This window comes from Sulfuriferula sp. (genome assembly GCF_054605375.1).
In genome coordinates this window covers 39,025-62,423 of sequence record NZ_JBTSEG010000017.1, presented here as the reverse complement: position 1 = coordinate 62,423, position 23,399 = coordinate 39,025, and the positions used below count along the sequence as shown (strand labels likewise).

Genomic DNA, 23,399 nt, shown 5'->3' with positions numbered 1-23,399 from the left:
CTACTTACGCTAAATATGCTTTTCCAGAAACATGACTCCGCTTGCTATTTTGTTGGGCAAACAACTTGTGCACTTCAGCAATCCTGCGTGTATTTGATTCAGTATGAGTGGTTGGCCATAACGTCAGGCTGACGCATGGATTACATTTTTGTAATGTTGTTCGTTCGCTGCTTAATGAACTCGTGCGAATTTGGAGATGCCCAGCCACAATCGCTTTGAAAGCTTGCGAGTTATCGTGGGGATAAGCGCTTAATCTGTGGCCTGGATGCGAACACGCTTGCCGTTTGAAGAAGCAGGAGCCTGCTGGCAAAACATCAGGCGGCCTGGCCGCCTGACTTGTACAATCTACTTTTGCATGGGTGATGCAGGCATATCCTTGCGCATGTGCTCCATCTGCTTGCGCATGTGCCCCATTTTATTCTGATTACCGGCGTCCATCTTCATACCCTTATGCATCATGCCCGACATATTGTTCATCATGCCGCTCATTTCCTTCATCTGGCTGGCCATTTTTTTCATGGTGTCCGGATTCATGTTGTCACTTCCCATCATCCCGGACATCTCTTTCATCTCACCCGACATGTCGTTCATCAGCCCCGACATCTGGTGCGCACCAGCTTCGCCCATACCGCCCCCCATGCCACCCGAACCTGACATCATTCCGCCCGGTCCGGCATGGCTTTCAGCGTAGACTGGAACCGAGAATGCAGTGCCGGCAACAAGCAGTAATGCGCCAATATTTCCGATAATCGAATGTTTCATGATTCATCTCCTTGGTTAGTGGGGAAATCCCCCGTTTTGCTGCCATACAGTCATGCGGCCATGTTTATCAGCGGTTTTTGTTAAGCTGTTTGTATACAACGTGACCTGCCTGCTGTTCCTTGATGTTGAATTGCTTGTGCGATGATTTCTCATGGCAATCTTGCCGGGAGTTCTTTCTGAACAATCTGTAATAAGCAGCGATGCCATGCTTAAATGAGCGTGTGTCCCGATGGATTATCTGGCCAGTGCTTTAGCCTCTGTTCGCTGCCAGGCTGCATAGGCACCGTCCGGCCATAGCGACTGAAACCAGGCAATGATGTCGTCTATTTGCAGGTCAGTCAGTTTGTCTTTCCAGGCAGGCATGTTGCCGGCGCCACCCGGACTGCCATATTTGATGGCCAGTTTGAGTCCGCTCGTGGGATGGTGCCAGGCATGGCCGGTTCCATCCAGCGGTGGCGGCAATGCTTTACCATCCGCACCTACCGTGCGCCAATCCGGATTGCCCTGCGCTATTGCGCCATGACAAACTGCACAATTCTGCTGGAATAATGCTGCGCCTCGTTTTAGTTGCGCGGGGTCAGTCACGCGCACCAGTGCGTTGACAGGAGATGCCTCCGATGTTTTTGGTGCCGGTGTTTTGTCTGTACAGGCTGCGAGCATCAGCGTAGCAACCAAGGTGAGCGCGTTTGCTGCCATGTGAAACGGACGAGGTTTTCCAAGGCTGTGCGCCCGTTGTTTTGTCTGTGCTGATATACGTTTTGGCATCTTGTGCTTTCTATAGGTTCACGGCTTGAGCGGTGGTGGCAATGTGTTTCACCATCTTCCATGGAAAGATCCCGCATACCGGAGAAACTTGCGTCTCTTCGAAAAAAGCATGTAGACAAAGCCATGATAGAACATTAACCATAATACAAACATTGCTATTGCATTACGTTTTTGTAATGTCGCTTTCCTGGGCCAGGCGGCATAATCAATAGCTTGGTTGGGGGATTCAATGAAAATTTTAGTGGTCGAGGACGAACCTAAAGCCGGTGACTACCTGCGCAAAGGGCTTGCCGAATCGGGCTTTGCCGTAGATCTGGCGCGAACCGGAACGGAAGGTGAATTTTTGGCGCTGTCCGATGAGTATGACCTCATTGTGCTGGATGTGATGTTACCGGGCATGGATGGCTGGCAGGTGCTGCAAAGTATCCGCAAGACGAAACTGGTGCCGGTGCTGTTCCTGAGCGCACGCGATACGGTTGAAGATCGGGTCAAAGGACTGGAGCTGGGCGCCGACGATTACCTGCCCAAACCGTTTGCCTTTGCCGAACTGTTGGCGCGTATCCGCAGCCTGCTGCGGCGCGGCACCCGGCAGGTGCCACAAACATTGCAGGTGGCAGATTTGGAGCTGGATTGCATCAAACGACGTGTGAACAGGAGCGGCCAGCGTATCGATCTCACCGCCAAGGAATTTCTGTTGTTGCAACTGCTGATGGAGCGCGTGGGAGAAGTGCTGTCGCGTTCCCTGATTGCCTCTCAGGTGTGGGACATGAATTTCGACAGTGATACCAATGTGGTCGATGTCGCGATACGCCGGTTGCGCGCCAAGATGGACGATCCCTACCCGCACAAATTGATTCACACCTTGCGCGGCATGGGCTACGTACTGGAAGCACGACAGTGATGCTGCGGCGCGATATTTCACTGACCCAGCGCATAACATTGTTGTTCGCCGTGGTGACGGCACTCGTGTTTTCAGCCACCGGCTTTTATTTGTACCAGGCGCTTGCACGGCAACTTGAGATTCGTAATGACGCTGAATTGATCGGGAAGTTGCAGCAGTTGCGCCATCTGCTGTCGGAAGTGCCGAATGCAGCCACTATTCGTGCCGATCCCCACCGTTTCCATGATGTGGCCATCGGTAGTGAAGGCTTCGGTCTGCGCATTCTGGATATGGATGGACGAATGGCGGCAGGCGTGGGAAAGGTACCCGGTTTGCCGTTGCCGGAACCGGTTTCGGCAACGCAGATACCCACGGCGGCATCGATACACGACTGGCACATGAAAGGCGGGGGTCATGGCCGGGTGTTGGTGGCATTGGCTCATCTTGGAGTCAGTGCGCGGGGTCTGCAAGTGCAGGTGGTGTTGGCGCAGGAAAGTCCTGAACGTACGGTGTTATTGCAGAATTATCGAACCCGGCTGCTGATTGCGCTGGGTGCTGGTGTGGCGATTATGGCGTTGCTCGGGTTTGCTGTAGTGCGGCGCGGATTGGCGCCGCTGGACCGGGTTACTGCGGCGGCGGGTAACATCACCCCGACTCAACTGGATCAACGTCTCGATATTGCCAAAGCACCGGCAGAAATCGCCGATCTGGCCCGCGCCTTCAATCACATGCTGGATCGTTTGCAGGAAGGATATGAACGCCTCAGCCAGTTTTCTGCCGATCTCGCGCATGACCTGCGTACGCCGATCAGCAACCTGATGGTGGAGAGTCAGGTGGCTTTGACGCGTAGCCGCTCCGTCGAGGAATACCAGGCGCTGCTGGCTTCCAATATCGAAGAGTATGAGCGCTTGGCACGGATGGCGGAGAGCATGCTGTTCCTGGCACGAGCCGACAATGCACAGATCGCGTTGCGCCCAGAAGCCCTGGACATGGGTCGTGAACTCCATCGTATTGCGGAATATTTCGAAGGTGTCGCTGAAGAGGCTGGTGTGACGCTGGCCGTGAATGCCGGCGGAACACTCAATGCCGACCCGGTATTGCTCAATCGCGCCTTGAGCAATCTGATTGCCAATGCAATCCGGTATACGCCGCGCGGTGCAACAATCCGCGTCACCGCTCAAGCTCGCGCGCAGGGCGGATATGGTATCGAGGTCGCCAATCCAGGCACCGGTATCGCGCCCGAGCACCTGCCTCGTTTATTCGATCGCTTTTATCGGGCGGACAGTGCGCGGGCGGGTTCAGGGGCGGCTTCGGGATTGGGGCTGGCCATTGTCAAGGCGGTCATGGTATTACACGGTGGTGCCGTTTATGTGGAAAACGGCAAGAATGGAGAGACGTTGTTCGAGTTAAGGTTTGCATAAAATGCAAAGGGGTGCGATCTCAGGTAAGCAATAGCCGGGTAAATCAGTGGCCGCGCACTTATCAGGAATGATTATCCAGGCTAGTGTTCCTCCGGTCATCAGACTGGCCCTGATCCTGCCGGAACAACGGTTACTGTGTGAGCACCAGCAACCAGATCATCGCAACATTGACCAGCGCAATCAATACTGCTGCGCTGCCCATGTCTTTGGCACGTTTGATGAGGTGGTGGTTTTCCAGCGAAATGCGGTCCACCGCTGCTTCCACGGCAGAATTAAGCAGTTCGACAATGAGTACCAGCAGCACCGAGGCGATCATCAGTGCCCGGCCAATGGCACCTGGTTCGAGGTACAGCGCCAGCGGAATGAGGATGATCGCAAGCAGTATTTCCTGGCGGAAAGCGTCCTCGTGCCGGATGGCGGCTTTCAGCCCGTCGAGTGAATAAAAAAAAGCGTTGAAGACACGTTTGACGCCGGTTTTGCCTTTGAACGGGGATTCTTGCATGGGATGACCGTTGAACTAAACCCGTAGCCTAAAATAAAACGCGGGCACTTGCTACCGTGCCCGCATGAATTACTTCAGTTTGACGTCAATTCTTCCAGGTCAAATCCAGCTCGCGTGCTGCTTTGACGTCATCGAGCCGCCGCACCGGCTGGGTATACGGCGCGCCCTTGACCAGTTCGGGCTTGCTGCGTGCTTCTGCCAGGATGGCTTTCATGGCCGCGATGAAACCATCCAGCGTTTCCATGGATTCGGTTTCGGTCGGCTCGATCAGCAGGCACTCCGGCACCAGCAGCGGGAAGTAGGTGGTGGGGGCATGGTAGCCGTAATCGAGCAAGCGCTTGGCGAAGTCCATGGCCGTCACACCGGTTTCATCCTTGAGTTTTTTCAGGGTGATGATGAACTCGTGGCTGGCACGGCGCGTGGGAAACGCAATGTCGAATCCGGCTTTTTTCAGCTCCGCCAGCAGGTAGTTGGCATTCAGCGTGGCGAAGTCAGCCACCCGGTGCATACCTTCCGCGCCCAGCATGCGCGCATAGATGTAAGCACGCAGCAGCACGCCGGCATTGCCGTTATTGGCGCTCATGCGGCCGATGGATTGGGGGATGTCGGCTTCCACCAGCAGGCGGTAACTGCCTTTGTCATGAGTGACGACGGGTACCGGCATGAACGGCAGCAGACGTTGCGATACGCCTACCGGGCCGGCGCCCGGTCCGCCGCCGCCATGCGGGGTGGAGAAGGTTTTGTGCAAGTTCATGTGGATCACGTCGAAACCCATGTCGCCGGGTTTGACGCGCCCCAGAATGGCATTGAGGTTGGCGCCGTCGTAATACAGCAGGCCGCCGGCGTCGTGCACGATTTTCTGGATGTCCTGGATTTTTTTCTCGAACACGCCCAGCGTGGACGGATTGGTGAGCATCAGTCCGGCGGTATGCGGGCCGACGGCGGCACGCAACGCCTCCAGATCGACGTCGCCTTCTCGGTCGGTGGGAATCTCGCGCACCGTGTAGCCGCACATCACGGCGGTGGCCGGGTTGGTGCCGTGCGCGGCGTTGGGGACGATGATCTCGCGCCGCGCGGAATCATTGCGCGCATCGTGATAGGCGCGAATCATCGCCACGCCGGCGAATTCGCCCTGTGCGCCGGCCATCGGCGCCATTGATACGCCGGCCATGCCGGTGACGTCTTTGAGTATTTCCTGCAGTTCGTACATCGAGGCGAGGAAACCCTGCCCGGTTTCGGCCGGGGCATGCGGGTGGCGTGCCAGGAATTGCGGCAGCATCGCCAGCGAATTGCAGGCGCGCGGATTGTATTTCATGGTGCATGAACCCAGCGGATAGAACTGGGTGTCGATGGAGAAATTCTTCTGCGACAGGCGCGTGTAGTGGCGCACCACATCCATTTCCGAGGCTTCGGGCAACCTGGGCGCATCCGTGCGCATCAGGTGGGCGGGCAAGTCGCTTACATCGGCGGCGTGTTCAGGCATCTGCGCGTGTGCGGCACGGCCCGGGCGGGAGTGTTCGAATATCAGCATGGGTCTAGCCTAATGATGTACTTGATAAAAAACCATTTTCGCCACGGAGAACACAAAACCTTTCCTTTGAGCGCTCTGTGGCTATGGGTTTTATTGCAAAACCGCCAAAGCGGCGTCGTAGTCGGGTTCGATCTTGATTTCCGGCACCAGCTGCGCATGGATGACCTTGTTGGATTCATCCAGCACCACCACGGCGCGGGCGGTGACGCCAGCCAGCGGGCCGTCGGTGATTTTCACGCCGTAGGCCTGCATGAAATCGCCACTGCGCAAGGTGGACAGGGTCACTACATTGTTCAGTCCTTCCGTACTGCAGAAGCGCCCTTGTGCGAACGGCAGATCGGCGGATATAACCAGTACCACGGTATTGTTCAGGCTGCCCGCTTTCGCATTGAATTTGCGTGTGGACTCGGCACACACCGGGGTATCCAGCGAAGGCACGATATTCAGTACTTTGCGCTTGCCGGCAAACCCGGCCAGGCCGACATCGGCCAGATCCTTGTTGGTCAGTTTGAAATCTGGCGCGGTGTCGCCGGCTTTGGGGAAGGTGCCTGCGACCTGGATGGGGGTGCCGCCTAGGGTTACTGTACTCATGGTCATGTCTCCTTGGTGGGTGATAAATCAGGATTTGTACGCGCAGGGCGGGCCTTCGCGGCGCTTGGACAGTATGCGTGCCAGTTGTTGCGCATATAGCTCGAGGTCGGCGGCGGTTTTGGTTTCGGTCGCGCAGACCAGGATGGCGTTGCCCAACTCCGGATAGTGCCCACTCAAATCATAGCCGCCCAGAATGCCTTGCGCCTGCAAGGCACGCAGCACTTCGCCTGCCGGGGCATCAATCCGGATGACTGCCTCATGAAAACAATGTGCGCTAAATACGCGATTCACGCCGGCAATGGCGCACAGTTTTTCCAGTAGTGTGCGGGTGTTGGTGTGGCTGGCAGCGGCCACGCGCTTCAGGCCTTCGGGTCCCAGCAGGCTCATGTAGATGGTGGCGGCGGTGACCACCAGGCCCTGATTGGTGCAGATGTTGGAAGTAGCCTTGGAGCGGCGGATGTGCTGTTCGCGCGCTTGCAGGGTCAAGGCAAAGCCGGGTTTTCCGTCCAGATCCACGGTGCGTCCGACGATGCGGCCGGGCATCTGGCGCACCAGTTCCTGTTTGCAGGTCATGAATCCGTAATACGGGCCGCCGCTGGAGAGTGGCGCACCCAATGGCTGGCCTTCGCCCACAGCAATGTCCGCACCTTTGGTACCCCATTGGCCCGGCGCTTTCAGCAATGCCAGCGAAGTCGGGTTGACCAGCGCGATGACGCGAGCGCCGTGCGCGTGCGCCCAGTCGGTAAGTGCATCGACTTCCTCCAGCGCGCCGAAGAAATTGGGCTGCGGCACCACCAGCGCGGCGAAGTCGCCCATATCCGCAGTGGGCAGGGGGGTGGTGCCGGTCGCCGGGTCGTAGTCCAGCTCGATGATTTCGATATGCTGATTTTTAACGATGCTACGCACCACCGCGCGATATATCGGCGCGACGGTCTTCGGCATTAATACGCGTGCGGCACCCTTGTGCGCGCGCACCGCCATCAGCACTGCTTCGGCCAGACCCGAACCACCGTCGTAGAGCGAGGCGTTGGACACATCCAGACCGGTCAGCGAGGCCATCATGGTCTGGTATTCGTAGATCAGTTGCAGCGTGCCTTGCGAAGCCTCTGCCTGATAAGGCGTGTAGGCCGAATAGAATTCGCCGCGCGTCGTAATCTGCCACACCGCTGCCGGGATGTGGTGCTCGTAGGCGCCGGCGCCGATGAAGTTGAGATAGCGGCCGTCGGCCTCGGCGCGTTCCTGCATCAGGCGGTTGATTTCCATTTCGCTCAGCGCGGTGGGTACCTTGGTGAGCTTGCCGTTACGCAGTGCTGCGGGAATTTCGTCGAATAGCGCGTCGATGGAAGGCGCGCCGATCGCGGCCAGCATGGCCTGGATGTCGTGTTCAGTGTGCGGGATGAAAGGCATGATGTGTCCTGCTGATTCGGTTGAGTGCGCCAGATTTTTTAATGCGCCTCGGATTCCACCAGCGCCTGATAGGCGGCAGCGTCGAGCAGGCTGTCGAGGTCGGCGGCATTATCCGGCTTGAGGGTGAACATCCAGGCGGCGTGCGCGTCCTTGTTGATGGCCTCGGGCGTGGCTTCCACTTCAGCGTTGACGGCGACCACTTCACCGGCGATGGGTGCGTACACGTCGGATGCGGCCTTTACTGATTCCACGACTGCGCATTCTTCGCCGGCGTTCAGTTTGCGGCCCACTACAGGGGCTTCCACGAACACCATGTCGCCCAGCAGATCCTGGGCGTGTTCGGTAATGCCAACGGTGACAGTACCGTCGGCATTGAGTCTGGCCCATTCGTGGGATTGGGTGTATTTCAGATCGGCGGGAATGTTCATTGTGTGCTCCTGGAGAAATGTCGAATGTTTAAACCAAAGCTTTACCATTGCGAGCGAAAGGGTAGTTGACGACCTTCGCCTTGAGTTTTTTGTCGCGGATTTCCACTTCGACTTCCGTACCCGGGGCGATGCCCAGCGGAATGCGCGCCAGCGCGATGGATTGCTGCAGCGTGGGCGAGAAGCTGCCGCTGGTAATTTCGCCGACACCGTTTGCGGTATGAACTTGCTGATGCGCGCGCAGTACGCCTTTATCCAGCAACACCAGACCGACCAGCTGTTGATTGATGTCGCGCGATTGCAGCGCGGGCTTGCCGATGAAATCGCGCTCGCTGTTCAGATCAACCGTCCATGCCAGGCCGGATTCCAGCGGGTTGGTGGTTTCATCCATATCCTGGCCGTACAGGTTCATGCCCGCTTCAAGGCGTAGCGTATCGCGCGCACCCAAACCGATCGGTTTGACGCCCAGCGTGGCAAGCAAGCGCCAGAAAGCTTCGGCATCGGTTGCCGGCAGAATGACCTCGAAGCCGTCTTCACCGGTATAACCGGTGCGGGCAATGAAATATTTCTGGAATGCGACGGCATTAAATGGTTTGAGATCTTCGGTCTCGGCTTGTGCGCCGGGTATGGCAGACCATACGCGAGCTCGGGCATGCGGGCCTTGTACCGCAATCATGGCGAGGTCGCGGCGCGGGGTGATGGCCAGGCCGCGGCCTTCCGCCTGCTTTTGCATCCATGCCAAATCCTTTTCTGCAGTACCGGCATTGACCACAATACGGAACCAGTCTTCCGTCAGAAAATAAATGATGAGGTCGTCGATCACACCGCCCTCGGGGTTCAGCATGCATGAGTACAGTGCCTTGCCCGGCAGTTTGAGCTTGTCCACGTTGTTGGCAACCAGTTTGCGCAGGAAGCCGCGCACGTTGGCGCCTTTCACATCCACGACCAGCATGTGGCACACATCGAACATGCCGGCGTCGGCGCGTACCTGATGGTGCTCCTCAATCTGCGAGCCGTAATTGACCGGCATGTCCCAGCCGCCGAAATCCACCATTTTGGCGCCCATGGAACGGTGCGCGGCGTTAAGCGGGGTTTGTTTAAGCATGGTGGCGTCCTTGTTGTTCTTCGGCGTAATAACTGCTGCGCACCAGCGGGCCGGCCTTGACCCAGGCAAAGCCCATGGCACGCGCATCGTGTTCATATTCGGTAAATACATCGGGGTGGATATATTCCACTACCGGCAGGTGATCCAGTGATGGACGCAAGTATTGACCCAGTGAGACCCTTGCCACGCCCGCAGTGCGTAAATCATGTAGCACTTCCAGCACTTCCGCGCGGGTTTCACCCAACCCCAGCATTAATGCTGATTTGGCTTCTATGCCCGGCTGTTGTGCGGCCTTGTTCAGCATGTCGAGCGAGCGCGCGTATTGCGAACCCTTGCGCGCCGTTTTATACAGGCGTGGTACGGTTTCCACATTATGTCCCCACACCAGGTCGCGGCGCGTGCCTGCGGGCAGGTTCGCCAGTGCATTGTTAATGGTGGCGATAGCCTGATCCTGGCAGGCGCGGAAATCCGGCGTGAGGTATTCCACGCCGATCTGTGCGTCACGCAAGCGTAGTTGCTTCAGGGTGTCAGCAAAAATGCCCGCTCCACCATCGGGTAGGTCATCGCGGTTGACCGAAGTGAGCACGATGTATTGCAGCCGCAATGCCATCACCGCCTCAGCCACGCGACGCGGTTCGTCGGCATCGAACCAGGCGGGCTTGCCGGTTTTGACCGAGCAAAACCCGCAGGCACGCGTGCAGGTATCGCCCAGCAGCATGAAGGTAGCGGTGCCGCGACTCCAGCATTCGCCGCGATTCGGGCAGCGCGCTTCTTCGCAAACGGTGTGCAGGCGGTTGCCATGCACGGCCTCGCCGGTTTTGCCGTAGTGGACGTCGTTGCCGAGATTCTGGCGGATCCAGATCGGCATGCGCGCGGTATTCGGAATGCGTGCAGGCTGGATGGTGAGGGTGTCAGGTGTCATGGACTCGGTAAATAAAATAAAGGGATATCGACCGGCGTATTCAATTGCGCAGTTTCAGCCGTCACCCCCCTGTCCTGTTTACCTGAGAGATTACGATGTGAGTGAAACACCGTGTGCCCCTTCGGTGGACGCTGGCCGTGTGTTTTGGCGCGCCGCTCTCCAGAGATGCCCGTGCTTTCACTGCGGTTCGGGAGCCTGAGCGGTTCTGGGTGAATTACGCCTTCGGCGGCGCGTCGGGCGCGCACTCTCCCGCAATGACTGCGGACAAGCGCGCACTATACCGTATTCGGCAGGCTCTGGACAACCGTAGCGAAGCAGCGTGTTGGCGCAAAGTCAGATGTGTCGACGTTTTTAAAATGTAGAAATATTCGGGTTAAGTCTGGCTTGGAACCCCAGACGTTGGGTTGCCCGTATGGGCACACATGGGCGAAGCAGGCATTGACAATATGTATCCACAAGGCTACATTCGATCCATGTTCGAGATTCGTAAGACTGAAATCTACGCCCGGTGGCTTGATGAGCTGCGCGATATTCGTGCGCGTGCGCGCGTTCAGGTTCGTGTTGAGCGTCTGGCGGCTGGAAACGCGGGGGATACCAAGCCGGTAGGCGAAGGTGTCTCCGAGTTGCGGATCGATTATGGCCCCGGTTACCGGGTGTATTTCACAAAGCGCGGGCGCGATGTAGTCATTCTGCTGGCGGGTGGCGACAAAGGCACGCAGTCCGCCGACATCAAAACTGCCTTGCGCCTTGTACGCAACCTTTAGGAGCACCATGATGAGCAAAACCATGACCACTCGCTACGATGTCGCCGAGCACCTCCGCACCCCGGAGGAAATGGCGGCCTACCTGGAAGCTTGCCTGGATGAGGCCAACGGCGACGCTGCGTTCATCGCCAAAGCGCTAGGCGATATTGCCCGCGCCAAGGGCATGTCACAGGTCGCACGCGATGCGGGGCTGTCGCGTGAAAGTCTTTACAAGGCACTCTCCGGCGAGCGTAGCCCAGACTTCGACACGATCCTCAAGGTTGTGGGAGCGCTGGGGTTGAAGCTGCATGCCGAAGCAGCTCATGGTTGACCCGAAGAATCCGTCGATTCTAACCACATGATCACTTCCTGAAAACTCAGTGACACCGGGTGTCTTCATTCTGCGCAGTAACGATTGTGCTTCACGCAGGCTGGTCTCGGACAACTGCGGCGGCGCAGATCAATCAGTATTCGCCGATTACTTTGTCTATTGCGGGTTTGATTTTTGCACGATCAGGTTTGCTGAGAATGGCGCACGGCGCTTTGAGTCTGGCTGTATCAATCGCGAAAATTTCGTCGGTCGATAAAACGAACTGCCCTTGTCCCGCCACTTCAACCAGTGGCGCCATGATCTCTACAGGCTGGGCATTGGCGCGTAAGGGGATGACAACGGTCGCGCCGGTTTTGCTGCTGATATGGTCATTCTGAATTGCAACGAGATACGGTATTTCGGCTTTTTTTGTGCCTGGATTGGGATAGATGTCAAATTGAGCCAAGGTTTAAATTCGGTCAAATTCAGCACCCGCCAGGCCTGTGTCGGCGATATCTACGCCGTGTGTGGCCAACGCGTCGGCGTTGCGTTCTGCCCAGGCACGGTTCTCAAGTTCTTCGAGCATGCGCGCAAGCAACTGCTCGGCTTGCGCGGAAAAATTCAGCTGTTGCTTATAGGGTTCGAGGCGGTCCAGCAGGTCTTGATTGATCGACAAGGACAGGCGGCCTTTTTTGGCGGTTGGATTGTAATGGGTTTGCATGGCGTATCCGCTCGGGGAACAAGATACGTACGATCATACGCATCCTTATCCTTGCGTCAACGCTTTTTCAGACTTGGAGAATGTAACCCGCGCAAGGTGCAATGTAGGGTGCCAATAAGCGAAGCGCATTGCATCGGATGTTTTGCGAGTTGGACGGCAAGTCCCCCATCCCTGCGAACCCCATTTCATTCGGCGCAATAACGATTGCGCCCTACGCGGTCTGGTAATATTAGACTGTTTTTGGGACAAAAATCTTGCAGTGCAAGACACGACCATCACCCTCTTGAAAGATTGGTTGATCAGGCAGAAAGTGTAGTGAATGTTTGTGAGATTTTGGGCAGGTTTTCTGCGTCAAAATTTTCGTTAAGCTCGTGGGAGGAAAATGGACTGGAAGACCATTGTGGTGTTGGCCAAGTCTTACAAGAATAATAAATGGTGTATTGCAGGTAGGGAGTTGATTAAAGCAGAAAACGGAAAATATCAGATTCATGGCTGGGTTCGCCCTACCTCTGAGGAACAGCATGGTGCGATTTCCAGCCAGCAATGCATTCTAAACATTGGTCGAGAAGTGCAGGTTCTTGATATTGTGCGTGTCCCAATTGCTATGCATGCCCCAACATCAGGGCAGCCAGAGAACTATCGTATCGACGATAGTACTTGGCAATATGAAAGAATTTTTCCGTCTGGGTATTTGAGTAAACTTATCGAAAAGCCAATAAATATATGGCTTGAGGACGAAGATGAAAGTGACTCGGTTAGTTCAATTTATGTGGAACAGGAATCTATTAATCATTCATTGTTCTTGATAAAACCGGAGCTACTCTGCGTAAAGCTAGCACTAAATTGGAATGACCATGATCAAAAATATAAGGGAAAGATGTCTGCTGAATTTCAGTATGCAGGTAAAGCATATAGCGGGCTATCAATCACAGACCCTAAGGTTCGAAAAATGCTCAAGAACCAATTTCCTGAAGAGGGCACAGAACCTCGTACAGTAAAGCTGATTAAAGAGGACAACTATTATTTGTGTGTCAGCTTAGGCCCACTATTTGGTTATGAAAATCGCCACTATAAATTCGTCGCAGCTATCTTTGATTTTGATGGCTACTTGCAAAATAATTACTGAAACTGCTTATGCGCATACTAACAATTGGTTTTACCAAGAAAAATGCAGAAAAATTTTTTGGCATCCTTCGTAGGAGCGAGGCTAGGCGAATTATCGATGTTCGGCTTAATAACGTCTCGCAATTGGCCGGCTTTGCTAAAAAAGAGGACTTGCAATTCTTTCTGAAAGAAATTTGCGAGATGGAATATTTGCATCTTCCAGAATTGGCGCCTACCAAAGACATCCTTGACTCATATAAAAACAAGAAAATGTCTTGGGACGAATATGAAGCTAGATACTTGGATTTAATTTCTCAGCGAGATGTTGCAAGAACGGTGGGTAAAGAAATTCTGGATGAGGGCTGCCTATTGTGCAGTGAGGACAAACCACATCAATGCCATAGGCGCTTAGTCGCGGAGTATTTGAGCAAAGAGTGGGGAGGGCAGATTGAAGTGAAGCATTTGTGGTGATTATTCGATGGAATCTAAAATCGTCCTAATCGCATATCCGCCAGAATTTGGTTGCCTCGAAAAATTTAAGAGGAAGGCAAACCGAATTTTGTCCTCACTCAATAACTTCACGATCATATATCTGGAGGATCGGCGAGGGTTTATCGAGTCCACATTTCGTGGTGATCAAAGCATCCTCAAAATCGAACGTATAGATAGGACACTATTGGGGGAAGTAGGTATTACCCATGCAATTATCTTTGGCGACGGGCAGACGTTTATTGATCTAATTGATATGCTAGATACCGCAGGGGCTGTTGTTAGAAGAGTTGCAGTCAAGATAACTCGGGTTGTCAATGTGGACAAGGGCCAGCTCTACGATGAATACATCGGTCGGGGAACTGATTGGGGTAATCCCTACGCAATTGGTTTCAGCGGTGATCGTGAGGAAGTCATTCGTAAGTATAAGTACGACTTTGATAAAAACTATATTCGCGATGGATATGGCTTCAAGCAACGTTTAAGAGCGCTGGCTGGAAAACGGCTGGGTTGTCACTGCAAGCCGCTTGCATGTCATGGCGATGTTTTTGCGGAATACCTCAACTGTTTAGATGACGGTGAGTAAACTAAAGTCAACTTAAGTTGAGGGCAGGGTAGCGTCTTGCATTACAACATTCCGCCTTCGACTTGCTTACATTGTTGCATTTTCGGGACGAAAGCCGATGAACCAAGTGCGATGGTGTCTGCATTGACGAATTGCGATACTGCCAAGGCGCCTTGCAAAATGCCCGCTGCCGCTGTGGAATTCCCCGCGCCATTTGGCCCGGCAATCAAGATAACGTGCGGCATGATTTAGACGCTCAATTCCGTCAACGAACTCAGGGATAAAACACCAGTACGCGGTAACCGGTAGCGGCCAGATTGCCGATATCCAGCAGCAAATCGACACTGGCTTCGCTACCCGGCCTGATACCGGCAGCTTCCTTGCCGGGCGTGCGGAGATATTCGTTCGGCGCAAAAATGCGTTTTGCCAGCGCGGCATCGTGAGTGTCGGTGAGAGTGAGTTCGATATGCGGATAGGCTTCGGCATATCCCGCTTCATTGGCGATCAGCAAGCTGACCTGGATGCGCGCCGGATGCGCGGGATCGGAGAGCAGATCCGAACTGGAAATTTTAATGGCATCGGAATCGCGCGGCAGCGGCACATTGCAACCCAGAGCCGTACATGCGGCGACCAGCCAGGGTTTGACGGCGGGGATGCGGGCTGCGATCGGTGTGCGCATCACGTAGATCAGTTGTGCGGCCAGCAATATGGCAAGGGCGGCACTGCCCATGCCGAGCAGTGTTGAACGGAGACGTTTGCGCCGCACCAGACGGGCGGTGTTTGTTAAGGCTTCCGAGGGCAAGGACGATGGTACAAATTCCTTGGGCTGCTCTACACCGGATGGTTCTTCTGCCCACTCAACCGGCGTCTCGATGGGTGACGCCTGTTCTTCGAGACGTTGCTCATATTCTTCAAAGTGTTCAGATTCTTTAACGGACGGTGTTATTTCCGCGGCCGGTTCGGTCGGCATGTCGATTGCCGGAATGCTGATTTCTACCGCTTCAGCCTGTTCTTCAACGGGAGGCGTTATTTCTTCCGCCGGTGTAGCCGATATGTCCGTTGCAGGGATGCCGATTTCCAGCACTTCGGCTTGTTCATCCGGGCTGTTTAAGGGTTCTGCAGCAGTCGAATCGCTGGTCTCGGTTTGAGGTGTTTCAGCAGAGATGTTTGGGTAGATTTCCGGCGTCAGATATTCACGCGCGTCGAATACGCAGCTGCACACTCCGCAACGCACTTGCCCATCGCGTGCTGCCAGGATTTCCGCAGGAACGCGAAATACCGTATTGCAGTCAGGACAGGAGGTGAGTATGTTCATGCGCGTTTTGTGCCAGCCAGACACGCCCAGCCATCTTCGGCGCGCCACAGGCGGATATCGAACCAGTCGGTGTAGGCAGTGATCACCTTGTCCAGTTGTTCAACCAGGATGCCGGACAGGACGACGTGTCCATTCTCCCGGCAGGCATTGGCAAGTAGCGGGGCGAGTGCCAGCAAGGGGTTGGTGAGGATGTTCGCGATCACGATGTCGGCAGGGGCATCCGGCGTGGCATCGGGCAGGGAAAAATCCGCCTGCACGGCGTTGTTGCGCGCATTATCCTGTGCGGTGGCGACCGCTTGCGCATCGATGTCCACACCGCACGCGTAGCCGGCGCCGAATTTCAGCGCGGCGATGGCCAGAATGCCGGAGCCGCAGCCGTAATCCAGCACGCGCTCGCCGCCCGCGATATGGCTGTCCAGCCATTGCAGGCACAGACGCGTGGTGGGGTGGGAGCCGGTGCCGAATGCCAGGCCGGGATCCAGTTTCAGGTTGATGGCGGCGCTATCCGGGGCTGCGTGCCAGCTGGGGATGATCCACAGGCGTTCGGAAATGCGGATCGGATCGAATTCAGCCTGGGTGAGTCGTACCCAGTCCTGCTCGGCGACTTGCTCGATACGGTATGCAGGAACAGTAAAACCGGCGGTTTGCGCGGCCTCTGCAAGGATCGTTGCTACATCAGCAGTTTGCGCAAATAGCGCGAGGACTTTATTGTCGCGCCAGAGTTCGTCCGCGGGCATGCCCGGCTCGCCGAAAATCGGTGCTTCCGCAGCGGTGCCGGCTGCGGCGTCCTCGATGCTTACCGACAGCGCACCTGCTTCCATCAGCGCATCGGACAAACGTTCTGCCTCGTCTGCAGTAGCGGCCAGGGTGACAGATTGCCAGGGCATGGTGGTTAGGCCGTGGACGGTTTGGCGAGCTTTTGCTCGAGATAGTGGATGCTGGTGCCGCCCTCCACGAATGCGGCGTCGTACATCAAATCCTGGTGTAGCGGAATGTTGGTATTGATGCCTTCCACGATCATTTCCAAAAGCGCGGTACGCATACGCGCGATGGCCTGCTCGCGGGTGGCGCCGTGCGCAATCAGTTTGCCGATCATGGAATCGTAATGCGGCGGCACGAAATAATTCTGGTATACATGCGAATCCACCCGGATGCCCGGCCCGCCGGGTACGTGATAGGCGGTCAAGCGGCCAGGTGAAGGGACGAAAGTGTAGGGGTGTTCGGCATTGATGCGGCACTCGATGGCGTGGCCGCGAAACTCGATATCTTTTTGCTTGTAGCGCAGCTCTTCACCGGCAGCGATACGGATTTGCTCCTGCACGATATCCACGCCGGTAATGAGTTCGGTAACCGGGTGCTCGACCTGCACGCGGGTATTCATTTCAATAAAGAAGAATTCGCCGTCTTCGTAGAGGAATTCAAATGTACCGGCGCCACGGTAGCCGATTTTGCGGCAGGCGGCGGCACAGCGTTCGCCGATTTTGTCGCGCAGTTTGCGGTCCAGACCGGGCGCGGGGGCCTCTTCGAGTATTTTCTGGTGGCGGCGCTGCATGGAACAGTCGCGCTCGCCGAGGTGGATGGCATGACCGTGTTCATCCGCCAATATCTGGATTTCAATGTGCCGCGGTTTTTGCAGGTAGCGTTCCATGTACACCACCGGGTTGCCGAATGCACTCTGCGCTTCGGCCTGGGTCATGGCTACCGCGTTGAGCAGCGCGCCATCGCTATGCACCACGCGCATCCCGCGCCCGCCGCCGCCGCCTGCAGCCTTGATGATGATCGGGTAACCTACCTGGTTGGCGATGCGCATGATTTCTTCCGGATTGTCCGGCAATGCACCGTCAGAGCCGGGGACACACGGTACACCGGAGGCTTTCATGGCGTCTTTGGCAGAAACCTTGTCGCCCATCAGGCGGATGGTTTCCGGGCGCGGGCCGATAAACACGAAGCCGGATGATTCCACGCGTTCGGCAAAGTCGGCGTTTTCCGACAGGAAGCCATAGCCGGGGTGAATCGCCTCGGCATCGGTGAGTTCTGCTGCGCTGATAATTGCCGGCACGTTCAGGTAGCTCAGCGCCGAGGCGGCAGGGCCGATACACACCGATTCGTCGGCGAGCTTGACGTATTTGGCGTCGGCGTCCGCTTCGGAGTGGACGGCGACGGTCTTGATACCCATTTCGCGGCAGGCGCGCTGGATACGCAAAGCAATTTCGCCGCGGTTGGCGATGAGGATTTTTTCAAACATGGAGTGCCTGTTAAATGATAGGGCCGTATAACCAGGGTATGTTGCAGGGTGAGCAGGAAGTTCCTTCTACTTGATCCCGCTAAATAATGTTGAATTACCTGTGCAGCTTAAAATCCTGCTGATCCTGCCTGGTGTGTCAGCCAATAATAAACATCGGCTCGCCGTATTCCACCGGCTGACCGTTTTCCACCAGAATCGCCTTGATAACGCCACCCTGGTCGGCTTCGATTTCATTCAGCAGCTTCATCGCTTCTATGATGCATAGTGTTTCGCCGGCGGATACTGTTTGTCCGACCTCTACAAATGATTTGGCACCCGGACTGGACGAGCGGTAGAACGTACCAACCATGGGTGATTTGACAATATGTCCCTCTGGGGCAGCAGCCTCGACGGGTGCCGGCGTTGCCACAGGTGCCGGGGGAGCAGCGGGGGCAGCAGATGCATAGCCCGGCATATTGCTCATGTAGATGGGTTGGGTGTTTGGTGCGGTACGGGTAATGCGGACTTTTTCTTCACCCTCGGTGATTTCGAGTTCGGCAATACCGGATTCTTCCACGAGGTCGATCAGTTTTTTAAGTTTTCTCAGATCCATAGTCAGGCCTTGATTGTCAGTTGGGTGAGCGCGTATTCCAGCGCCAGTTCGTATCCTTGCGCGCCGAGACCGCTAATGACACCGACCGCCAGATCGCTGAAATAGGAATGATGGCGGAAGGGCTCGCGGGCAAATACATTCGACAGGTGGACTTCAATGAAAGGAATGGCGACGGCGGCCAGCGCATCGCGTAGTGCAACACTGGTATGGGTGAAAGCTGCCGGATTGATGAGAATGTAGCTGGTGTGCTGCCGGGCCGAGTGAATGTGCTCAATCAGCGTCGCTTCGCTATTGCTTTGCCAGCATTCAAGGGTGACCCTGGCTGACTTGGCACGCGCCGCCAGACGCGCGTCGATATCCGCCAGGGTAGTGCTGCCGTAATGTTCCGGTTCACGCGCCCCCAGCAAATTCAGGCTTGGGCCGTGCAGCACCAGAATATGGGGTGGTTTAGCCTTGGTTGCGGACTTGGTGGAGCGTGTGCGCTGGGAATTCATGGGCGCAAGTTTGCCGCAAGTTGGGTGAAGTTGTCCAGACGTTTAACGAAAATGCCGCCAAATCCATGTTTTAACAAGATGCGGCGTGATGCCGCATTCCGGGTCAGGGAGTGGCCAATAATGGTTTCAGCGTGGCTTCAAGTTTGGCTGTGCTTAATCCCCCCAGTTCAGTACCGACAATTTTACCCGACCGATCCAGAATAAGCGTGTATGGCAAGCCGCCCAGACGGTTGCCGGTGGCCTGCGATAAAGCGACTGCATCGAGATCGCCCACCAATACCGGATAGTTCATGCCCATCTGATCGGAAAAAGCCTGGACCTTGGCCGTTTCGTCAATGGCGATACCCACAAACTGCAAACCTTGAGCGCCATATTTGCTTTGTAATTTGATGAATTCGGGGATCTCCTTGCGGCATGGGGGACACCAGGTAGCCCAGAAATTGACCACCAGTACTTTGCCGCGCCATTGCGACAGTGGTTGGCGGATGCCTGCGAGATCCTTGAATCCGGCCTTGAACAATGTGGCGGCAGCGTCACTGTTGTCAATGGCGGTAGTGACTGGTGCGACGGCGGATGATGCCCGGTTGTGCTGGTATACATAGTAGCCACCGCCCAGCGCCAGTGCGCCAATCAAAACAAACAGGATCAGGGATAGATTTTTTTTCATATGGGGGTCAGCGTAAAGCCGCGTCCAGACTATTCAGGAATTGTGCGGGAGGCTCATAGCCGATGACGCGGTAAGTGACTTCTTTACCGTCACGGTCAAAAAATATCAGCCCGGGCGGCCCATACAGGCCAAAACGTTTAAGCAGTGCCTTGTCGTCGGGCGTGTTGTCGGTGACATCTGCCTGCAGCAACACGGCATCCTTGAGTGCTGCCTGCACTTTCGGGTCGGTAAAGGTGTTGTGTTCCATTTCCTTGCAGGACACACACCAGTCAGCATAAAAATCCAGTACGACAAACTTTCCCTTTGACTGGCTAATCCTGCTGTCGAGTTCAGCCAGGCTTTTGACGCGGGTAAATTGCAATCCGGCTTGAGTGGCGTTCGCGCTGCCCGCGCCACCCTTGAACACGGACAGCGGTTGTAGCACATCGCGTCCACCCGCCAGCAACCCAACGATGAGTGCAATGCCGGCCAGTAATGCAATGACGCCCAGCCCCTTCCACAGACGGTGCCAGCCGGAGGCATTGACTGCCAATGGTTCAATCGCCTTGAGGTGCATGGCTGAAGCGATCAGCAGGGTTGCCCACAGCAGCATTTGAATCCACGCCGGGATCAGCGGGGTTATCAGCCAGATGGCGATCGCCAGCATGAGTACGCCGAAGAAATACTTTACAGCGTTCATCCAGCCGCCGGCGCGAGGCAGGAGCGCACCAGCCGAAATACCTACCAGCAACAGTGGTACGCCCATGCCGATCGCCAGCGCAAACAATGCCCAGCCGCCCAGTACAGTGCTCCCGGTTTGGGCGATGAATGCCAATGCGGCGGCCAGCGGCGGCGCGACGCAGGGGCCGATAATCAGCGCTGACAACGCGCCCATGACAAAGACGCCAATGAAATTGCCGCCCTTTACTTTATTGCTGGCATCGGAAAACTTGCTCTGGATGAAGCTGGGCAGCTGTAATTCGAAAAAACCGAACATGGACATGGCCAGCAGCACGAAAACGCCCGCCCCGATGGAGAGCGCAATCGGATTTTGCAGGGCATTGGAAATCAGCGTACCGGATAAGGCCGCTGCGACACCGGCCAGCGCATAGGTAATGGCTACCCCCAGCACATACGCGAGGGACAGCAGGAAACCGGACAGCCGCGTGACGTTTTTTTGTCCGGCAATGATACCTGACAGAATCGGGATCATCGGAAAGACGCACGGTGTGAGCGACAGCAACAGACCGGCGCCGAAGAACGTGGCAATGATGGTCCAGAAGTGGCCACCTTTGAGGACGCGCTCGATTTGCGATGATTCCGAGAGCGGCGCTTCAGCAGCGGCCGCCGGCAGGGCTGCCGCAACTGCCGGGGCTGGTTCCGGATTTGACCCGGCGCCAGCGACATCCGCAGCGGTGGCTGCCGGTAAAGTTAGCGTAAAGTTTTTGGTAATCGGCGGGTAGCACACACCTTTTTCACTGCATCCCTGATAGGTTGCCTCCATTACGATTTTATCGGCTCCGCCAGCGGGACGATTGAGACTGATGTTGCCGGTAAAGTTATGGTGGTAAACCTCGAGGCGGCCGAAATTGGGGTCTTCCTCTATATCCCCTGCCGGCAGGGCAACTTTGGCTACCTGAACGTTTGCTGGTGATTTGACGGTGAAGTGAATTTTGTTTTTGTATAGATAATAGGAAGGCGCAGGAATGAAGTCAGCCTTCAAGGTCCGGCCATCAATAACGCTCAGATCTAATTTGAATGCTTCGTCCGGCGGCAAAAACTGCGGGGGTGCATTGCCGGTAAGGCGGTCGCCGAGATTGCTCAGGCCTGCTAATATGCCGGTGGGTTTTTGGGATGCCGGCAGCGTGGAGGTGGTATTGGCCGCGGTGAGCTTGATGGTGGCTGTGCTGTCCATGGGGGTGTAGCAAACACCGGCATCTGCACATCCTTGTGACACTGCCTTGAGCGTGACGCTCTGCGCGCCGCCGGTTGGGGTAAAGGGCAGTTTGACGCGGACTTCGTTGCGGTAGGTCTCTACCTGCCCGAACGTCGGGTCTTCGTGCATCTTGCCGGCAGGGAACTGTGGTGTACCCAGGGTGCCGCCATCCAGGCTGAATTTGAACCGTTTGCGGTACATGTAATAGCCATCTGCAATCTGGTAACGCACTTCCAGATGGTTTGCGTCAGCCTGCTGCGCAGAGAATTTGAATGCCTGTTCGGGCTCGAGCAAATCCGCCGCATATACTTGGACTGCACTGATGAAAAACAAAAATAAAAAACCAAAGATACGCATCTAATTCAGTCTCCAGGCGTTATGTACTTATTGACACGGTATGATTCAGTCTATTAAGACCACTATATTCTTACGATTTTTGCACCGGTATCGCTTTAACTTTTCAGAAATGTCCTAATCTGAACACTCACACGCCCTCTGGGGTCTCTGCGAGAATCCATCCGAGATAATCAGGCAGTCCTGCCACAACAGGCAAGGCTATGATTTCAGGCACTGTGTAGGGATGACATGCGCGGATGGTTTGTTCAACCGCATTGTAATGACATCGCCGGGTTTTTATCAGGACGGGCACTTCGGTGGTGGATTCAATTGCGTCGTGCCACCGGTAAGTGGACAGGCAAGGTGCCATAATGTTCACACAAGCCGCAATTTTTGTTGCAACCAACTGCTTTGCCAGGCGTTGAGCACTATTGTCGTCGGGCAGGTTGGTTAAAATAACGATTGCTTCCATATTAATCTTAGAAGGTTTCCTCGATGCGCGTCTTGTTGGGCATGATTATAGTGCTGAGTTTCCCGGCGCTGGAGATTTATACCCTGGTTCAGATATACCATTATATTGGTTGGTGGATTCTCGCTCTGCTGCTGGGCAGCATGCTGGCGGGATGGTCGCTGATCGTGGGTGAGCGCCTGGCTTTCGTGGCGCGGATGAGTATGACCATACAGTCCGGCGGATCTCCGTTGCGAGCATTGATTGATAGCGGACGTACCATGATTGCGGGCGCATTGTTCATTTTCCCTGGTGTAATCAGCGATGTACTGGCCATATTGGTGCTGTTTTTACCATTGCGTCTGATCGGTGGCCGTTCTCGGCAGCAAACGCAAGCAGATAATGGCGTGATCGAAGGCGAGTACCGGCGTGAGCATGATGACAGGCTGGAACGCTGAACCCGGTTTGAGTCCCAGCCAGATTGCATATGTGTCGCACAGTAGTTTAGCCGGGATTTTGCGCAGCGATTAAGGGCTGGGACGAGCGGGTCCGGTCAGTTCGATAAAGCGTGCCTTGTCAGCGTTGAATCGGGTCTGGATGTCAGTTATTTCCTTGTTTTTTTGCGCTATGGCCCGTTCCAGCTGGGTAATTTCGCGAGCATTGGCATCATTGGCTGCCGCGATGTGGGCTGGCACAGGGTGTTTGTTGCGCGTAGCAAGCGCGATTTTCTGGTCCAGTTGAGCCTGCTGGGCGCGCAGTTGAATTAATCGGGTTTGACTGCCTTTGATGGCTGCTTTGGCCTGTTCCAGGTTGCGGTCGCGCGCCAGATCAATTTCTGCAGGTGAAGTGTATGTATTCAATAGTGCAGTGTCACGCTGCTTTTGTTCGGTTTTGACCAGCTGCTCCTGTTGCTGACGCAACAGTTCCGCCGCGCGTAATTGCCGCTGCTCCGGCGTTAGGGCGCCGGCATTTTTCTTGATTGTCAGCCCCTGCTTGTCCAGTTCCACATTGGCGCGTCCGGTGGCTTGCTGCGGCAATGTATCGCCGTAATGGGTGTGACCATGATCATCCACCCATTTATACATGGCAGCTTGTGCGGGGAGCGCCAATCCAAAAATCATCATCCAGAGCAAAACGCGCATTT

General features: G+C 55.5%; 28 protein-coding genes and 2 riboswitches. Of the genes, 8 read left to right on the top strand and 20 right to left on the bottom strand.

Features of this window, described 5'->3' with window-relative positions; translation table 11 throughout:
• Nucleotides 1-345 precede the first annotated feature (345 nt).
• Nucleotides 346-762 carry a hypothetical protein gene (locus ACYCZJ_RS10790; protein WP_461554226.1) on the bottom strand — a complete coding sequence of 139 codons (417 nt, stop codon included), beginning with the start codon at nt 760-762 and terminating at the stop codon, nt 346-348.
• Nucleotides 763-996: 234 nt separating this feature from the next.
• A complete protein-coding gene (locus tag ACYCZJ_RS10785) occupies nt 997-1,458 on the bottom strand; it encodes a c-type cytochrome (RefSeq protein WP_461554225.1) in 462 nt (153 codons plus the stop codon).
• A 298-nt stretch (nt 1,459-1,756) separates the two neighbouring features.
• On the opposite strand from ACYCZJ_RS10785, the gene ACYCZJ_RS10780 reads away from it, so the two are divergent.
• On the top strand, nt 1,757-2,428 hold the full coding sequence (locus ACYCZJ_RS10780; protein ID WP_461554224.1) for a heavy metal response regulator transcription factor: 672 nt from the start codon (nt 1,757-1,759) through the stop codon (nt 2,426-2,428).
• Nucleotides 2,428-3,828 carry a heavy metal sensor histidine kinase gene (locus tag ACYCZJ_RS10775; protein ID WP_461554235.1) on the top strand — a complete coding sequence of 467 codons (1,401 nt, stop codon included), beginning with the start codon at nt 2,428-2,430 and terminating at the stop codon, nt 3,826-3,828. The genes ACYCZJ_RS10780 and ACYCZJ_RS10775 overlap by 1 nt, the downstream gene beginning before the upstream one ends.
• Before the next feature lie 130 nt (nt 3,829-3,958).
• Here the strand turns inward: ACYCZJ_RS10775 and ACYCZJ_RS10770 are convergent, their stop codons facing one another.
• From ACYCZJ_RS10770 to lipA, 7 genes are all read right to left on the bottom strand, one after another.
• On the bottom strand, nt 3,959-4,330 hold the full coding sequence (locus tag ACYCZJ_RS10770; RefSeq protein WP_461554223.1) for a diacylglycerol kinase: 372 nt from the start codon (nt 4,328-4,330) through the stop codon (nt 3,959-3,961).
• A gap of 85 nt (nt 4,331-4,415) precedes the next feature.
• Nucleotides 4,416-5,861, bottom strand: coding sequence for an aminomethyl-transferring glycine dehydrogenase subunit GcvPB (gene gcvPB, locus ACYCZJ_RS10765; protein ID WP_461554222.1), 1,446 nt, complete (start codon nt 5,859-5,861; stop codon nt 4,416-4,418).
• Nucleotides 5,862-5,951: 90 nt separating this feature from the next.
• Nucleotides 5,952-6,452 carry a thiol peroxidase gene (gene tpx / locus ACYCZJ_RS10760; RefSeq protein ID WP_461554221.1) on the bottom strand — a complete coding sequence of 167 codons (501 nt, stop codon included), beginning with the start codon at nt 6,450-6,452 and terminating at the stop codon, nt 5,952-5,954.
• Nucleotides 6,453-6,479: 27 nt separating this feature from the next.
• Nucleotides 6,480-7,859 carry an aminomethyl-transferring glycine dehydrogenase subunit GcvPA gene (gene gcvPA, locus ACYCZJ_RS10755; RefSeq protein ID WP_461554220.1) on the bottom strand — a complete coding sequence of 460 codons (1,380 nt, stop codon included), beginning with the start codon at nt 7,857-7,859 and terminating at the stop codon, nt 6,480-6,482.
• 38 nt (nt 7,860-7,897) lie between these two features.
• On the bottom strand, nt 7,898-8,287 hold the full coding sequence (gcvH, locus tag ACYCZJ_RS10750; RefSeq protein WP_461554219.1) for a glycine cleavage system protein GcvH: 390 nt from the start codon (nt 8,285-8,287) through the stop codon (nt 7,898-7,900).
• A 28-nt stretch (nt 8,288-8,315) separates the two neighbouring features.
• Nucleotides 8,316-9,389, bottom strand: a complete 1,074-nt coding sequence (gcvT, locus tag ACYCZJ_RS10745) for a glycine cleavage system aminomethyltransferase GcvT (protein WP_461554218.1) — start codon at nt 9,387-9,389, stop codon at nt 8,316-8,318.
• Nucleotides 9,382-10,311, bottom strand: coding sequence for a lipoyl synthase (lipA, locus tag ACYCZJ_RS10740; protein ID WP_461554217.1), 930 nt, complete (start codon nt 10,309-10,311; stop codon nt 9,382-9,384). The genes gcvT and lipA overlap by 8 nt, the downstream gene beginning before the upstream one ends.
• A gap of 59 nt (nt 10,312-10,370) precedes the next feature.
• A riboswitch (glycine riboswitch) is annotated at nt 10,371-10,484 on the bottom strand.
• Nucleotides 10,485-10,573: riboswitch (glycine riboswitch) on the bottom strand.
• A 160-nt stretch (nt 10,574-10,733) separates the two neighbouring features.
• Between lipA and ACYCZJ_RS10735 the strand changes: the two genes are divergently transcribed.
• Nucleotides 10,734-11,075, top strand: coding sequence for a type II toxin-antitoxin system RelE/ParE family toxin (locus ACYCZJ_RS10735; protein WP_461554216.1), 342 nt, complete (start codon nt 10,734-10,736; stop codon nt 11,073-11,075).
• A gap of 7 nt (nt 11,076-11,082) precedes the next feature.
• Nucleotides 11,083-11,385, top strand: coding sequence for an addiction module antidote protein (locus tag ACYCZJ_RS10730; protein ID WP_461554215.1), 303 nt, complete (start codon nt 11,083-11,085; stop codon nt 11,383-11,385).
• Nucleotides 11,386-11,518: 133 nt separating this feature from the next.
• Here the strand turns inward: ACYCZJ_RS10730 and ACYCZJ_RS10725 are convergent, their stop codons facing one another.
• Together ACYCZJ_RS10725 and ACYCZJ_RS10720 are read right to left on the bottom strand one after the other, a co-directional pair.
• The gene (locus ACYCZJ_RS10725) at nt 11,519-11,830 is read right to left on the bottom strand and encodes a CcdB family protein (protein WP_461554214.1); all 312 of its coding nucleotides are present in this window, start codon (nt 11,828-11,830) and stop codon (nt 11,519-11,521) included.
• 3 nt (nt 11,831-11,833) lie between these two features.
• Nucleotides 11,834-12,085 (bottom strand): type II toxin-antitoxin system CcdA family antitoxin, encoded by a 252-nt coding sequence (locus ACYCZJ_RS10720; RefSeq protein WP_461554213.1) that lies wholly within the window; start codon nt 12,083-12,085, stop codon nt 11,834-11,836.
• 382 nt (nt 12,086-12,467) lie between these two features.
• Between ACYCZJ_RS10720 and ACYCZJ_RS10715 the strand changes: the two genes are divergently transcribed.
• Genes ACYCZJ_RS10715 through ACYCZJ_RS10705 form a run of 3 tightly spaced genes read left to right on the top strand, consistent with a single transcriptional unit; the run spans nt 12,468 to nt 14,264 of the window.
• Nucleotides 12,468-13,211, top strand: a complete 744-nt coding sequence (locus ACYCZJ_RS10715) for a dual OB domain-containing protein (protein WP_461554212.1) — start codon at nt 12,468-12,470, stop codon at nt 13,209-13,211.
• Nucleotides 13,212-13,219: 8 nt separating this feature from the next.
• A complete protein-coding gene (locus tag ACYCZJ_RS10710; protein WP_461554211.1) occupies nt 13,220-13,660 on the top strand; it encodes a DUF488 domain-containing protein in 441 nt (146 codons plus the stop codon).
• 7 nt (nt 13,661-13,667) lie between these two features.
• A complete protein-coding gene (locus ACYCZJ_RS10705; protein WP_461554210.1) occupies nt 13,668-14,264 on the top strand; it encodes a DUF4326 domain-containing protein in 597 nt (198 codons plus the stop codon).
• 253 nt (nt 14,265-14,517) lie between these two features.
• Here ACYCZJ_RS10705 and ACYCZJ_RS10700 read toward each other — a convergent pair whose 3' ends face one another.
• The 8 genes from ACYCZJ_RS10700 to cutA all read right to left on the bottom strand — a co-directional run bounded on the left by ACYCZJ_RS10700 (nt 14,518) and on the right by cutA (nt 22,279).
• A complete protein-coding gene (locus ACYCZJ_RS10700) occupies nt 14,518-15,558 on the bottom strand; it encodes a zinc-ribbon and DUF3426 domain-containing protein (protein WP_461554209.1) in 1,041 nt (346 codons plus the stop codon).
• Entirely contained in the window at nt 15,555-16,445 is an 891-nt protein-coding gene (gene prmA, locus ACYCZJ_RS10695; protein WP_461554208.1) for a 50S ribosomal protein L11 methyltransferase, read from the bottom strand. Before prmA ends, ACYCZJ_RS10700 begins: the two co-directional genes overlap by 4 nt.
• 5 nt (nt 16,446-16,450) lie before the next feature.
• Complete coding sequence (gene accC, locus ACYCZJ_RS10690) at nt 16,451-17,803, bottom strand: acetyl-CoA carboxylase biotin carboxylase subunit (protein WP_461554207.1); 1,353 nt, start codon at nt 17,801-17,803, stop codon at nt 16,451-16,453.
• A gap of 136 nt (nt 17,804-17,939) precedes the next feature.
• A complete protein-coding gene (accB, locus tag ACYCZJ_RS10685; RefSeq protein ID WP_461554206.1) occupies nt 17,940-18,395 on the bottom strand; it encodes an acetyl-CoA carboxylase biotin carboxyl carrier protein in 456 nt (151 codons plus the stop codon).
• 2 nt (nt 18,396-18,397) lie between these two features.
• The gene (aroQ, locus tag ACYCZJ_RS10680; protein ID WP_461554205.1) at nt 18,398-18,889 is read right to left on the bottom strand and encodes a type II 3-dehydroquinate dehydratase; all 492 of its coding nucleotides are present in this window, start codon (nt 18,887-18,889) and stop codon (nt 18,398-18,400) included.
• Between the two features lie 103 nt (nt 18,890-18,992).
• Nucleotides 18,993-19,556 carry a TlpA family protein disulfide reductase gene (locus ACYCZJ_RS10675; protein WP_461554204.1) on the bottom strand — a complete coding sequence of 188 codons (564 nt, stop codon included), beginning with the start codon at nt 19,554-19,556 and terminating at the stop codon, nt 18,993-18,995.
• A gap of 7 nt (nt 19,557-19,563) precedes the next feature.
• Nucleotides 19,564-21,828 carry a protein-disulfide reductase DsbD gene (locus ACYCZJ_RS10670; protein ID WP_461554203.1) on the bottom strand — a complete coding sequence of 755 codons (2,265 nt, stop codon included), beginning with the start codon at nt 21,826-21,828 and terminating at the stop codon, nt 19,564-19,566.
• 127 nt (nt 21,829-21,955) lie between these two features.
• Nucleotides 21,956-22,279 carry a divalent-cation tolerance protein CutA gene (cutA, locus tag ACYCZJ_RS10665; protein ID WP_461554202.1) on the bottom strand — a complete coding sequence of 108 codons (324 nt, stop codon included), beginning with the start codon at nt 22,277-22,279 and terminating at the stop codon, nt 21,956-21,958.
• 23 nt (nt 22,280-22,302) lie between these two features.
• On the opposite strand from cutA, the gene ACYCZJ_RS10660 reads away from it, so the two are divergent.
• Nucleotides 22,303-22,713, top strand: a complete 411-nt coding sequence (locus ACYCZJ_RS10660; RefSeq protein ID WP_461554201.1) for an FxsA family protein — start codon at nt 22,303-22,305, stop codon at nt 22,711-22,713.
• Between the two features lie 69 nt (nt 22,714-22,782).
• Here the strand turns inward: ACYCZJ_RS10660 and ACYCZJ_RS10655 are convergent, their stop codons facing one another.
• Nucleotides 22,783-23,397: a DUF4124 domain-containing protein gene (locus ACYCZJ_RS10655; protein WP_461554200.1), complete on the bottom strand. Its 615-nt coding sequence runs from the start codon at nt 23,395-23,397 to the stop codon at nt 22,783-22,785.
• Nucleotides 23,398-23,399: the final 2 nt, after the last annotated feature.